Annotated in this window: 11 protein-coding genes; 2 read left to right on the plus strand and 9 right to left on the minus strand. The window is 74.0% G+C overall.

The window, feature by feature from the left end; genetic code table 11:
- The 9 genes from ABLM29_RS22355 to ABLM29_RS21290 form a co-directional block, all read right to left on the minus strand.
- Window positions 1-167: DUF2510 domain-containing protein (locus ABLM29_RS22355; protein ID WP_502889299.1), on the minus strand; the 167-nt coding region annotated here is incomplete at its 3' end.
- Between the two features lie 34 nt (window positions 168-201).
- Complete coding sequence (locus ABLM29_RS21255) at window positions 202-1,218, minus strand: zinc-binding metallopeptidase family protein (RefSeq protein WP_349716598.1); 1,017 nt, start codon at window positions 1,216-1,218, stop codon at window positions 202-204.
- Between the two features lie 21 nt (window positions 1,219-1,239).
- Window positions 1,240-1,479: a hypothetical protein gene (locus ABLM29_RS21260; protein ID WP_349716599.1), complete on the minus strand. Its 240-nt coding sequence runs from the start codon at window positions 1,477-1,479 to the stop codon at window positions 1,240-1,242.
- Window positions 1,480-1,647: 168 nt separating this feature from the next.
- Window positions 1,648-2,535, minus strand: a complete 888-nt coding sequence (locus ABLM29_RS21265; protein ID WP_349716600.1) for a transglutaminase family protein — start codon at window positions 2,533-2,535, stop codon at window positions 1,648-1,650.
- 25 nt (window positions 2,536-2,560) lie between these two features.
- Window positions 2,561-5,050 carry a circularly permuted type 2 ATP-grasp protein gene (locus ABLM29_RS21270; RefSeq protein WP_349716601.1) on the minus strand — a complete coding sequence of 830 codons (2,490 nt, stop codon included), beginning with the start codon at window positions 5,048-5,050 and terminating at the stop codon, window positions 2,561-2,563.
- 29 nt (window positions 5,051-5,079) lie between these two features.
- The gene (locus ABLM29_RS21275) at window positions 5,080-8,430 is read right to left on the minus strand and encodes a transglutaminase family protein (RefSeq protein ID WP_349716602.1); all 3,351 of its coding nucleotides are present in this window, start codon (window positions 8,428-8,430) and stop codon (window positions 5,080-5,082) included.
- 89 nt (window positions 8,431-8,519) lie between these two features.
- Window positions 8,520-9,152: a hypothetical protein gene (locus tag ABLM29_RS21280; RefSeq protein WP_349716603.1), complete on the minus strand. Its 633-nt coding sequence runs from the start codon at window positions 9,150-9,152 to the stop codon at window positions 8,520-8,522.
- Between the two features lie 63 nt (window positions 9,153-9,215).
- Window positions 9,216-10,286: a histidinol-phosphate transaminase gene (gene hisC, locus ABLM29_RS21285; RefSeq protein WP_502889300.1), complete on the minus strand. Its 1,071-nt coding sequence runs from the start codon at window positions 10,284-10,286 to the stop codon at window positions 9,216-9,218.
- Window positions 10,287-10,304: 18 nt separating this feature from the next.
- Window positions 10,305-11,225, minus strand: coding sequence for a dimethylarginine dimethylaminohydrolase family protein (locus ABLM29_RS21290; RefSeq protein ID WP_502889298.1), 921 nt, complete (start codon window positions 11,223-11,225; stop codon window positions 10,305-10,307).
- Window positions 11,226-11,387: 162 nt separating this feature from the next.
- On the opposite strand from ABLM29_RS21290, the gene ABLM29_RS21295 reads away from it, so the two are divergent.
- Both ABLM29_RS21295 and ABLM29_RS21300 read left to right on the plus strand, forming a co-directional pair.
- Window positions 11,388-12,068 carry a GntR family transcriptional regulator gene (locus ABLM29_RS21295; protein ID WP_349716606.1) on the plus strand — a complete coding sequence of 227 codons (681 nt, stop codon included), beginning with the start codon at window positions 11,388-11,390 and terminating at the stop codon, window positions 12,066-12,068.
- A gap of 39 nt (window positions 12,069-12,107) precedes the next feature.
- Window positions 12,108-12,500 (plus strand): phage holin family protein, encoded by a 393-nt coding sequence (locus ABLM29_RS21300; protein WP_349716607.1) that lies wholly within the window; start codon window positions 12,108-12,110, stop codon window positions 12,498-12,500.
- Window positions 12,501-12,531: the final 31 nt, after the last annotated feature.

A 12,531-nucleotide genomic window follows, 5' to 3' on the forward strand; every position in this document is an offset into this window, starting at 1 on the left:
GCTGGATCAGCCCTGCCCGACCGGGTCCTCCACCCCAGCGACTCCGCGCGCGGGTGGTGTGCGGGTCGGGGGTGCTCGGTCCACCCGCTGCCGTCCCACCACCGGAGGCCACCCCGACCGTCGGGGTACCACCCGGGCGGGACCGAGGGCTGGTTCGGGTCGGGCATGGCTCCTCCTCGCGGGAGCGGCTGCGGGCTCAGATCATGGCACGCGGGCGACGGGTCCGGCTCCGGATTCCCCCGCCCCCGAGGCGGCCAGGCCCGCGACGAACTCGAGCTTCTCCAGCACCGGGTCCGGGATCAGGAACGGGTAGAGGTCGTCCTTGCCCATGGACCGGTTGATCTGGTTGAGCGCGATCGAGAACGGCACCCAGACCCCGCGCACCAGGTCCCGGAAGGCACCGAACGCGGCGGGCTCCACCGAGAGCAGCCCGTGCGCCGCCGCGGTCTCGCAGGTGTCGGCGATGTGCAGGTAGTGGGCGAAGGTCTCGGCGAAGTCCTCGAAGGGGTGCATCGTCGCGTAGGTGGTGATGTACGACGACTCCCAGCCGTCCGGCGGCCCCTGGGCGTAGTGGCGGTCGATCTCGGCCTGGTAGTCGGCCGTGTCGTCGCCGAAGAGCCGCCGGCACTCCTCGATCCGGGCCGGGTCGCCACCCTCCAGCAGCAGCATCTCGACGTAGTGGCCGGTCTCGTGGCGCAGGTGGCCGAGCATCGTCCGGTAGGGCTCGCCCAGGTCGACCCGGATCCGCTCGCGGCGGGCGTCGTCGGACTCGGCGAGGTCGATGGTGATCACGCCGTCGGCGTGCCCGATCACCACGTCCTCGCCCGCCTCCCGGCTCGACGAGAGCAGGTCGAAGACGAGGCCGGAGACGTCGATGCCGAGGCTGTCCATCTCCACCAGCAGGTGCCGCTTGGCGGCCTCGGCCGCGGGCAGCTGCCGCAGCCCCTCCGCGTCGCTGTCCGCGGGCCGGGTCCGGGTCATGTCGCAGGCCGAGCACTGGCCGCCCTCGAGCGGCGCCAGCCAGGTGCAGCCGCTGAGGTTGAGGTTGCGGCAGACGTGCCAGACCAGACCGGCGGCGTCGACGTACCGGCCCCGCTCGTCCAGGACCACGATCGCGCGCTCGTCCCGGGAGAAGCCGAGGTGGCTGCCGCAGGAGACGCAGACGGAGTTCTCGAAGTAGAGCGGGTTGCCGCACACGCGGCACGCGAAGGCCTTCACGCGGCCATCCTCACGGGTGGGTCAAAGCGCGGTCACCAGGGCCACCACGACGACCATCAGGACCAGCAGCGCGGTGGTGATCAGACCGACCACCAGGCCGGTGGTGCGCGGCTTGCTCGGCGGGGGCGGCGGCAGCGCGGGCCCGCCGTAGCCGGGCTGCGGCGCGAACCCCGGCGGCGGGGCCTGCGGCGGGTAGCCCTGCTGGGGGTACCCCGGCGGCGGCGGCTGCTGCTGCGGGGCGCCGTACGGCGGCTGGCTCATGCCGCCAGACTACGGTCGCCGGGGCCGCCCGATCCACCACTGAATTCGGTACGCCGGGCGTGGCGGCGTGGCCGGCGTGCCGGCGGAGGCGGGCCCGCTCGTGTGCCCCACACATCGACATAGAGGGGTCTCAGGCACACGACCCGCGCCCGACCTGGCGAGACGGCGTCAGCCCAGCGGCGCCACGTCGACGGAGACCGCCAGCTCCGAGCGGGTCGCCTCGGTGAAGATGACCCCCTTCACCGGCGGCACGTCGCCGTAGTCGCGGCCCCACGCGACGGTCACGTAGCGCTCGTTCTGCCACTGGTCGTTGGTCGGGTCGAAGGCCAGCCACTCGTCGTCGCCCAGCCAGACCGCGAGCCAGGCGTGGGAGGCGTCGGCGCCGACCACGCGCTCCTTGCCCGGCGGCGGCTCGGTCGCCAGGTAGCCGCTGACGTAGCGGGCCGACAGCCCGTGGGCGCGCAGCCCGGCCAGGGTGAAGTGGGCGAAGTCCTGGCAGACCCCGGCCCGCCGGTTGAGGATCTCGGGCACCGTCGAGGTGACGGTGGTGGCGGCGGGGTCGTAGTCGAAGTCGGCGTGGATGCGCCCCATCAGCTCGGTCACCGCCTCGCCGATCGGCCGCCCCCGGGTCAGCGACTCCGCGGCGTACTCGCGGGCGCCGGGGTGGATCGGCACCGCCGGGCTGGCCAGCGCGAAGTCGGTGGCCCGCCACGCGCCCGGGGCGCCCGGGTCCAGCAGCGGCCGGAACCGCTCCCAGCGCCGGGCGAGCCGCTCGGCGTCGACGAACGGGGTCACCACGTCGACCTCGCCGGTGCCGGTGACCACCAGCTGCCGGTGCGGCGTGACCACCTGGAAGTAGCTGACCTGGTTGCCGTAGAAGTCGGTCTCGACCGAGTGGTCGTCGGGCGTCGGCGCGACGCTGACCCGGTACGCCGCGTCGTCGGCGCCGACCCGCTGCCAGGGCAGCGAGCGGGGCACCAGGTGGGCGACGCCGAGGCTGTCGGTGACGTCGTCGTCGTAGGTGTAGGTGGTCGTGTGCTCGACCAGGTACCTCATGCCACGCTCCTCAACAGCACGGCCCTCACGAGGCACCCTCCAGCGCCGAGGGCTCCAGGACGTCACGCACCGGCAGCGAGCCGAAACTGCGCGGGCGCGGGCCGGTGGCGAAGTGGTGCTCGGTGATCGCCTGGGTGATCCGCAGCACCTGGCTCTCCAGCGAGCCCAGGAAGCCGGCGAGGTTGGGGCGGTCGGCCCCGCCGATCGCGACCAGCAGCGCGACGTCGGTGCCGTCGAGCTCGGCGATCAGGTCCGCGAGCAGCCGCTCGGGCCGGGTCGAGCCGGTGGAGACCGGCTGGGCGGCGAGGTGCTCGGCGGCCCGGTCCAGGCTGAAGGCCACCGAGCGCGGGTTGTCGCGGTCCATCAGCAGCAGGTCGAGGACGCCGGCGGGGCGGACGAAGTCGCGGTAGCGGCGGCGGTGGGTGACCGTGCTCTCGGCGCTGGCCAGGACGGCGGTGAGCACCTCGCGGTCCACCTCGAGCCCGTGCCGGACCACGACGACCCGGAGCAGGCGGGAGAGCTGGAGGACCCGCTCCAGGTGCTGGCCGACGCCGATCATGTGCCAGCCGGGGTCGCGCATCATGCTGGCCGTGACCCCCTGCAGCGAGAGCACCCCGACCAGCATCCGGCCCGCCGACTCGGCGACGGCGTGGCTGTGCGGCGAGGCGCGCAGCGCGGCCTCCGCCCGGGCGGCGACGCCGAAGACCCGCCACACGTCGGCGGAGAGCTGGTCGCGGACCCCGGCCAGGTCGTCGCGGAGCGAGGCGAGCGCGTGGGCGGCCGACCCCTCGCGGTCGGCGTCGAGCAGCAGCGAGCGGAACTCCTGGTCCAGGTCGTCGTAGCGGCGGCCGGCCAGCGAGCCGATCACCCCGAGCATCACGTCCAGGCTGATCCCGCCGGTGGTGCGCGGGCGGGTCTGGAAGTCCTCGGCGAGCACGTGCCCGGCGAGCACCAGGCGCAGCATGTCCTCGGCGCGCTCGGCGTACCGGCCGAACCAGAACATGTCCTCCAGCGCCCGCGGCACGGTCGCCGGCAGCGACCGGACGGCGGTCATCGCGCGCACGTCCGAGATCCGCTGGTCGGCCTCGCCGGTCTGGGCCTTGAGCACCCAGACGTCCTTGCTGCTGACCGACCGGTCGCCGTCGCGGACGCTGGCCATCCCGCCGAGCAGGGGGCGGTACGTCGAGCCGTACCGCAGCGTGAACGCCCGCAGGCTCAGGTCCATCGGCCGCACCCCGCCGCGGTTCCAGGCGGGGGCCTGCGAGAGCGGCAGCCGCTCCTGGGCGACGTAGCGGTGCGGCGCGGCGAGGATCCGGCGGCGCAGCACCTCCGGCGCCAGGTCGGTGACCCGCACCCCCGTGCCGTCGGTGGTGCTCACGAGCAGCTCGTCGAGCCGGTCCAGCACGTGGTCCAGACCGTCGGGGTCGCCGCACCACCAGGTCGGCACGGTCTCCAGCCGCAGCGGCTCGCCGAGCAGGTGCTCGCACATCGCGCCCATCGAGGCCTGCAGGCCGGGGTTCTCCATCACGCCGGCGCCGAGGCCGTTGACCACCCGGACCCGGCCGCGGCGGACCGCCTCGGCCAGGCCGGCGACGCCGAGCTGGGAGTCCCCGCGCAGCTCGAGCGGGTCGCTCCAGGTGGCGTCGACGCGGCGCAGGATCACGTCCACCCGCTCCAGGCGCAGCGGCGTCCGCATCAGCACCCAGCCGTCGCGCACCACCAGGTCGCTGCCCTGGACCAGCGGCAGGCCGAGGTTGGTGGCGATCGCGGCCTGGTCGTAGAAGGTCTCCGAGTGTGAGCCGGGGCTGAGCACGACCACCCGCGGGTCCGGCAGGTCCCCTTGGGCGGACTGCAGCAGCGCCGAGCGCAGCGCCCACAGGTACGGCGCCATCCGGTGCACCTCGGCCTCGCGGTACAGCTCGGGCATCACCCGGGAGAGCACCTTGCGGTTCTGCGCGGCGTACCCCAGGCCCGAAGGCGCCTGGGTGCGGTCCGCCAGCACCCGCCAGGTGCCGTCCGCGGCGCGGCCGAGGTCGGTGGCCGAGAGCACCAGCGGCCGGGGGTCGGCGATCCGGTCCCCGGCCATCACCCGGGTGAAGCCGGCGTGGCCGTAGATCAGCGCCGGCGGCACGACCCCGTCGCGCAGCAGCGTCTGCTCGCCGTAGAGGTCGACCAGGATCGCGTTGAGCAGCTCGGCGCGCTGGGCCAGGCCGACCTCGAGCGTCTGCCAGGAGGCGGCGTCGATGATCAGCGGCATCGGGTCCAGCCGCCACGCGCTGGGCCGGTGCCCGGGCCGCGAGTAGGTGACGCCGTCGTCGGCGAGGAACCGCCCGATCTCCTCGTCGACCCGCTCCAGCTCCTGCGGCTCGATCCCGACCGCGAGCTCGGCGAGCCGCTTCCACCCCTCCCGCAGGGTGCCGTCGGGCGCGACCATCTCGTCGTACTTCGGCGCGGAGGCCGAGGAGACGAGGTCGGGCTGGGTCAGGCCGGCGACATAGTCGCGCAGGACGGTCACGGGCGGCTCACGGGCGGTTCACTTGCGGCTCACGGACGGATCGAGGCTCGCCGCAGGTCGAGGGTGTGCGGGTACTCCGCGCTCGCGACGGCGCGCGCGGCGCCGCGCAGCGCGGCGACGTCGACGGGGCCCGACGTGTGTCGGCCGGGCTCGAAGCGGGACGCCCGGCGGGCCTCGGCCTCGTTGGCGTTGACCGGCGGGTGGTCGTAGGAGCGGCCGCCCGGGTGCACCACGTGGTAGGTCGCGCCGCCGAGGCTGACCCCGGCGTCGAGGTCGACCACGTCGAAGGTCAGCGGCGCCTGGACCCCGATCGAGGGGTGCAGCGACGACCACGGCTGCCAGGCCTTGAACCGCACCCCGCCGTAGAACGCGTCGCCGGGCAGGCCCGGGGTCGCGGCGGTGGTGGGCGTCATCGGCACAGGGACACCTTGGCACGTCACGAGGTGGCGCGCGGGATCGACACCGGAGACGGTGACCTGGATCCGCTCGACCGAGGAGTCGACGTACCGCGCCGTGCCGCCGCCGGTCGCCTCCTCGCCCAGCACGTGCCAGGGCTCGACGCCCTGCCGCAGCTCCATCCGGATCGCGTCGCCGGACGCGTCGCTCAGGTCGGCGAAGCCGATCCGCGGGAAGCGGAACTCGACGAACGGGTCGAGCCAGCCGGGGTCGAACCCGATGCCGAAGCGCTCCAGGTCGGCGACGACGCGGCGGATGTCGGTGATCGCGCCCTGGGGCAGCAGGAAGTCCTCGTGCAGCCGGGTGCCCCAGCGGACCAGCGGCTGGTCCGCCACCTCCAGCGGCTGCTCCCAGAACATCGCCACCAGGCTGCGCACCAGCAGCGCCTGGACCAGCGCCATCTGCGGGTGCGGCGGCATCTCGAAGCCGCGCAGCTCCAGCAGCCCGAGCCGGCCCCGCGAGGAGTCGGGGCTGTAGAGCTTGTCGATGCAGAACTCGGCGCGGTGGGTGTTGCCGGTGAGGTCGGTGAGCAGGTGGCGCAGCGCCCGGTCGACCATCCACGGCGGTACGTCGTCGCCCCGCTCGCGCGCCTCGGCGGTCATCCGCAGCACCTCGGCGAACGCGATCTCCATCTCGTAGACCGCCTCCGGGCGGCCCTCGTCGAAGCGCGGCGCCTGGCTGGTCGGGCCGATGAAGCGACCGGAGAAGAGGTAGGAGAGCGCGGGGTGGCGCTGCCAGTACCCGACCAGGCTGACCAGCAGGTCGGGGCGGCGCAGCAGGGGTGAGTCGATCGGCGCCCGGCCGCCGAGGGTGAGGTGGTTGCCGCCGCCGGTGCCGGTGTGCAGGCCGTCGAGGTCGAACTTCTCGGTGGTCAGCCCGGCCAGCCGGGCCTCGGAGTAGAGCCGCTCGACGAGATCGCGCTGGTCGGCCCAGCTCGTGGTGGGCTGCACGTTCACCTCGATCACGCCGGGGTCCGGGGTGACCGAGAGGGTGGTCAGCCGCGCGTCGGGCGGCGGCGGGTACCCCTCGAGCACCAGCGGGCAGCCGGCCCCGTCCGCGCCGTCGCCGGCGGCCGCCAGCTCGACGACGTGCAGCAGGTCGGCGTAGTCCTCCAGCCGCGTGGTCGGCGGCAGGAAGACGTGCACGTGGCCGTCGCGCGCCTCGAAGGCGACCGCGGTGCGGTCCGCGCCGACCGGGTCGGCCAGCTCGACCGCCGGCACGCCCGGCTCCAGCGGCTCCCCCGCCTCCAGGTACGACGGCTGGGCCGGCGCCTCCGGGTCCACCCAGTCGATCGAGTCCAGCGGCAGCCGCAGGCCCACGGCGCTGGTGCCCGGGGTGAGCACCAGCCGGCCGCGGCGCAGCTGCCACACCGGGCTGGTCCAGCCGGTCTCGTCCATCGCCAGCGGGACCACCCAGCCGGTCGGGGTGGTGACGTCGGCGTCGAGCGCGGCGACGAGCGCCTCGGCCTCCTCGTCGAGGTCGTCCAGGTCGCCCTCGGGCCGGTCGCCGTGCGGCTGGCGGACGTGGTCGGCCAGTGCGGCGAAGGGGTCCTCGAAGGCGGGCCGGACCTGGTCCTCGGGCAGCCCGAGGACGGCGGCGAAGCGCCGGGCGAGCCGCTCGGCCTCCGCCGGCGGGTCCGCCACCGCGGCGTCGGCGTCCCAGGGGTCGGCGAAGAGCGCCGGGTCGGACCACAGCGGCACCCCGTCGGTGCGCCACTGGAGCGCGATGTTCCAGCGCGGCAGCGGCTCGCCCGGGTACCACTTGCCCTGGCCCCGGTGGACGACCCCGCCCGCGGCGTACACCTCGCGCAGCCGCTCCGCCAGCCCGGTGGCCAGCTCTCGCTTGGCCTCGCCGTCGGCGTCGGTGTTCCACTCCGGGGTGGAGGCGTCGCCCATCGAGACGAAGGTCGGCTCACCGCCCATCGTCAGCCGCACGTCGCCGGCCTCCAGGCGCTTGTCGACGGCGCCGCCGAGGGCGTCGATCCGGGCCCACTGGTCCGGCGAGTACGGCGCGGTGACGCGCGGGTCCTCGTGGATCCGGGTGACGCCGTTGTGAAACTCGAAGGTGACCTCGACGGGGTCGGTCGCGCCCTCGATCGGCGCGGCCGAGCTGGGGTGCGGGGTGGCGCTGAGCGGGATGTGGCCCTCGCCCGCGAAGAGCGCGCTGGTGGGGTCCATGCCGACCCAGCCCGCGCCCGGGATGAACACCTCGGTCCAGGCGTGCAGGTCGGTGAAGTCCTCGGTCGGCCCCGACGGCCCGTCGACGCCGTGGACGGCGTAGGCGTCGGGGGCCAGCTGGACCAGATAGCCGGAGACGAACCGGGCGGCCAGGCCGTACTGGCGCAGCAGGCTGACCAGCAGCCAGGCGCTGTCGCGGCACGAGCCGATGCCCACCTCGAGCGTGTGGTCCGGGGTCTGCACCCCGGGCTCCATCCGCACCGAGTAGGCGACGTCGCGGTGCACCGCGGAGTTGAGCGCGGCGAGGAAGTCCACGGTCGGCACACCGTCCTCGGGCAGCGCCGGGAGGTCCTCGCGCCAGGCCGCGGCGCGCTCGGCGTCCTCGACGGGACGCAGGTACGGCGCCAGGTCGGCCTCGAGGTCCGGCGCGTAGTCGAACGGGAACCGCTCGGCGTACTCCTCGATGAAGAAGTCGAACGGGTTGATCACCATCATGTCGGCGACCAGGCCGACGGTGATGTCGAGGTGGTCGACCTTCTCCGGGAAGACCAGGCGGGCCAGCCAGTTGCCGAACGGGTCCTGCTGCCAGTTGAGGAAGTGGCCGGCCGGCTCGACCTTGAGGGAGTAGGCCTCGATCGGCGTGCGGCAGTGCGGTGCCGGGCGCAGCCGCACGACGTGGGGCGCCACCCCGACCGGACGCTCGAAGCGGTAGGTGGTGCGGTGCTCCAGCGCGACCTTGATCGACATGGGCGCCAGACTAGGCAACCGGCGGGCGCACTGGGTTTCGCAGAGGTGAAGGTGGACGGCTCACCGGGCCGTCGGCACTCCGCGCCCGGTCAGGGCGAGGAGGTGAGATCGTCCAGCAGGCTCTCCGCGTAGGAGCGCCACTCCGAGGGGTCGGTCGGCAGGTCGTCGGGCAAGCCGGTGGGCAGGTCGCTCGGCAGGTCGCTGAGGAAGTCGGACATGTACTCGGACATCTCCGAGGGCAGGTCCGACATGAACTCGGACATCTGCGACGGCAGGTCGGACATGAGCTCCGACATCTGCGAGGGCAGGTCGGAGAGGTCCGAGGGGAACCCCGACGGCATCATCCCGCCGCCCTCGTCGGTGTCCTCGGTCGGCGTCTGGCTGGCGGTGTCCTCCCCGGTGTCGCCGTCGCCGGAGGTCAGCACCAGCACCGAGGCGGTCACGATCGCGGCCACGATCACCAGGGAGCCGAGCACGCCGAGGATCACCAGCAGCGCCCGGTTGGAGCCGCCCGGTCCACCCGGGGGCGGTCCACCCGGGGGCGGCGCGCCCGGGGTGCCCGGCGGTCCGCCCGGACCGCCCGGTCCGCCGGGGCGGCCGGCGACGCCGTACGGGACCGTCGGCTCGTACTGGCCGTAGGTCCCGTCCTGCGGGTACTCCGCGGTGGGGTACTCGCCCGTGGGGTGCTCCTGGTCGTTCCCGGACTGGTCGTTCCCGGACACGGGGGCCTCCTCCGTCGCGGTCGGCCGTGCGCTGCTCACCTCAACGGTAGACGGGGCGCGCGGTCACGGCGCGAGCCGGCCGAGGACCTCCAACAGGCGGGCGTTCGCCTCGGGCTCACCGACCGTGACCCGCACGCCCTCGCCGGCGAAGGCCCGGACCGAGAGGCCGACCGCCTCGGCGGCGGCCGCGATCTCCGCGGTCCGCTCGCCGACGCCGAACCAGACGAAGTTGCCCTGCGCGTCCGGCACCCGCCAGCCGCGCTCGGCCAGGCCGGCGACCAGCCGGTCGCGCTCGGCGACGAGGGTGTCGACGCGCTCGCGCAGCGCGTCCTCGGCCTCCAGCGAGGCGACGGCCGCGGCCTGGGCGACCGAGGAGACGCCGAAGGGCAGGGCCACCAGGCGGACCGCGCCGGCGATCTCCGGGGTCGAGGCGAGGTAGCCGACACGGAGGCCGGCGAGCCCGTAGGCCTTGGAGAACGTGCGGACGACGGCCACGTTGCGGCGGCGGCCGACCAGGGCGATCCCGTCGACCGGGTCCTCGGCACGGACGAACTCCAGGTACGCCTCGTCGACAACGACCAGCACCCGCTCGGGCACGGCGTCGAGGAACTCCTCGACCTCGGTCGCCGACAGCGCCGGGCCGGTGGGGTTGTTGGGCGTGCAGAGCAGCACGACCTTGGTCCGCTCGGTGACCGCGGCGGCCATCGCGGCGAGGTCGTGGCGGGCGTCGGCGGTCAGCGGCACCGGCACCGGGGTGGCGCCGGGGACCGTGATCGCGATCGGGTAGGCCTCGAACGAGCGCCACGGCATGACGACCTCGTCGCCGGGGCCGCAGTAGGCGCTGAGCAGCTGGAACAGCACCGCGGAGGAGCCGGTGCCCACCGACAGCTGCTCGGGTACGACGCCGAGCCGGTCGGCCAGCGCGCGGTAGAGCGCCACCGACCCCATGTCGGGGTAGCGGTTCATCGTCGCGAGCGCGCGCTCGGCGGCCTCCAGCACGCCGGGCAGCGGCGGGTAGGGGTTCTCGTTCGAGGAGAGCTTGTAGGGGGTGACCCCGACCGGTGCCGTCGGCGGACGTCCGGGGACGTACGGCGGCAGGCTGTGCAGGTGCGCGAGCGGCTGGGGAAGTCTCACCGAGGTCACCGGGCGAGATTACGCGGCGCTCTCCTCCTGCTCCGACACCGCCACCCGTCCGCCGGGCACCGCGACCAGGTCGCGGCCGACCGTGACGTCCAGCGGGTTGGTCATGCAGCGGATCGAGCCGCCGCCGAGGTGGAACTCGGAGACGTCGACGACGAGGACCTCGAAGCCCCACTCCTCCAGCCGAGCCCGCACCCGGTCCGGGCAGGCCGGCATCACGACGGTGCGGCCCACGACGACGGAGTTGGCGCAGAAGGTGGAGAGCGCCTCCTCCTCGGTGAGCACGAGCGGCTCGGGCACCAGGTCGAGCAGCATCGCGGCCGACGGGGCGTCGAGCGCGTCGGGGCAGACCAGGGCCCGGCGCTCGTCGAGCGGGCAGAAGGCGAGGTCGAGGTGGTACATGCCCGGGTGGGTGATCCGGACGCCGTGCACCTGGACGCCGAGGTCCGCCGCGAGCGCGGCCAGCGCCAGCTCGTCGGTGCGGGGACCGAAGCCGACGACCAGGTCGCCGCGCCAGGCGAACGCGTCCCCGGCCTCGAAGCTGGGGCCCTCGCCGTCGCCGCCGACGTGGGTGGCCGCGAACAGGGCGGCCTCGAACCAGGCGCGCGCCGACGGGGTCTCGGGTCGCCGCTGCTCGTGGCGCATGTGGGACATCACGACCGAGCGGGCGCTGGCGGCGGGGCCCGCGTGCCGCAGCACCGGGAAGCCGAGGTTCATCGCGTAGACCATGTCCGGCGCGTCGGGTCGGGCCGGGATCACCTCGACGGTGGCGCCGAGTCCGCCGAGCGCCGCGTGCAGCGCGGACCACTGCGCCGCCGCGCGGGCCGGGTCCGGCTGGACCGCGGGGTCCATGAACGGGTTGATCGCGTAGTCGATCCGGAAGTGCGACGGCTCGACCATCGCGTAGTGACGCCCCCACTGCAGCTCGGTCACGACCATCCCCTCTCCACGGTTCGTCGGCGGCCCCACGCTGGGCCCCTGGTGCCGGGTCGATGACACGTCGCCCGGATTGTCAGACAATCTGACAAGAGGAGTATGGGGGTGGACGAGGCCGGATGCCAACCCGCCCGCGCGTCGGCGGGCACAATGGGCGCCATGTCCGGCCGGTTCCAGACCCTTCACGTCGAGCACGCGCTGACCACCGACCGCGTGGCGACCGAGCTGCGGCGCGCCGTCTTCGAGGGCGAGCTGGAGAGCGGTACGCCGCTGCGGGAGATCGCCCTGGCCGAGTCGCTCGGCGTCTCCCGGCCGACCGTCCGCGAGGCGCTCGCCGTGCTCGTCGCCGAGGGGCTGGCCACCCGGGAGCCGCACCGCGGGGTGAGCGTCGCGACGCCGCGCGCGGAGTCGGTGCGGGACGTGTGCCGCGCCCGCCAGGTGCTCGAGGGCGCCGGGATCCAGGCCTGGCGCTCGGCCACCCCCGACGCCCGCCGCCGGGTCCGCGCCACCCTGGACGCCTACACCGCGGCGGTCCGGGCGGACGCCTCCTACGAGGAGCTCAACGAGCGGCACCTCTCCTTCCACGTCTCGCTGGTCGAGCTGACCGGCAGCACCCGCCTGGTCCAGATGGCCGACGCGCTCATGGACGAGCTCAAGCTCGCGCTGGCCCAGGTCGACCGGGTCCGCCGGAACGCCCACGACCAGGCCGACTCCCACGAGTCGCTGGTCCGGCTGCTCGAGGCCGACGAGGTCGACGGCGAGGCCGGCGCGGCCGGGTTCCTGCGGCGCCACATCGCCGACGCCGAGGTGGAGATCATCGAGGCGCTCGACCTGCAGTGAGCCTGCGGCGTACCGGCTCGGGCTGCCAGACTGACGACCATGCTCGTCTTTCTGACGCGGTGGGCCATCACCGCCGCCGCCCTCGCTCTCGCCGCCCAGATCATGGACGGCATCTGGTTCGACGGCGCGACCTCCGGCCAGGCCGAGTGGGAGGACAAGATCGTCCCGGTGCTGCTGGTGGCACTGATCCTCAACGCGATCACGATGTTCGTGAAGCCGATCCTGACGATCCTCTCGATCCCGTTCATCATCGTGACGCTGGGACTGTTCCTGATCGTCCTCAACGCGCTGCTGCTGCTCTTCACCGAGTGGTTGGCCGGGCTGGTCGGCATCGGCTTCCACGTCAACGGCTTCTGGACCGCGGTCGGCGGCTCGATCATCATCAGCATCACCACCTGGTTCCTGGACGCCTTCATCGGAGTGGAGCGATGATCGGCTGATGGACGTTCCGGTCCCCCGAGCA

The organism is Nocardioides sp. YIM 152588 (genome assembly GCF_040191335.1).
Lineage (GTDB): Bacteria > Actinomycetota > Actinomycetes > Propionibacteriales > Nocardioidaceae > Nocardioides.

Coding starts and splice junctions, on each gene's coding strand:
- ABLM29_RS21275 (WP_349716602.1), bottom strand. CDS start 8,430: ATGTCGATCAAGGTCGCGCTGGAGCACCGCACCACCTACCGCTTCGAG.
- ABLM29_RS21260 (WP_349716599.1), bottom strand. CDS start 1,479: ATGAGCCAGCCGCCGTACGGCGCCCCGCAGCAGCAGCCGCCGCCGCCG.
- ABLM29_RS21265 (WP_349716600.1), bottom strand. CDS start 2,535: ATGAGGTACCTGGTCGAGCACACGACCACCTACACCTACGACGACGAC.
- ABLM29_RS21300 (WP_349716607.1), top strand. CDS start 12,108: ATGCTCGTCTTTCTGACGCGGTGGGCCATCACCGCCGCCGCCCTCGCT.
- ABLM29_RS21295 (WP_349716606.1), top strand. CDS start 11,388: ATGTCCGGCCGGTTCCAGACCCTTCACGTCGAGCACGCGCTGACCACC.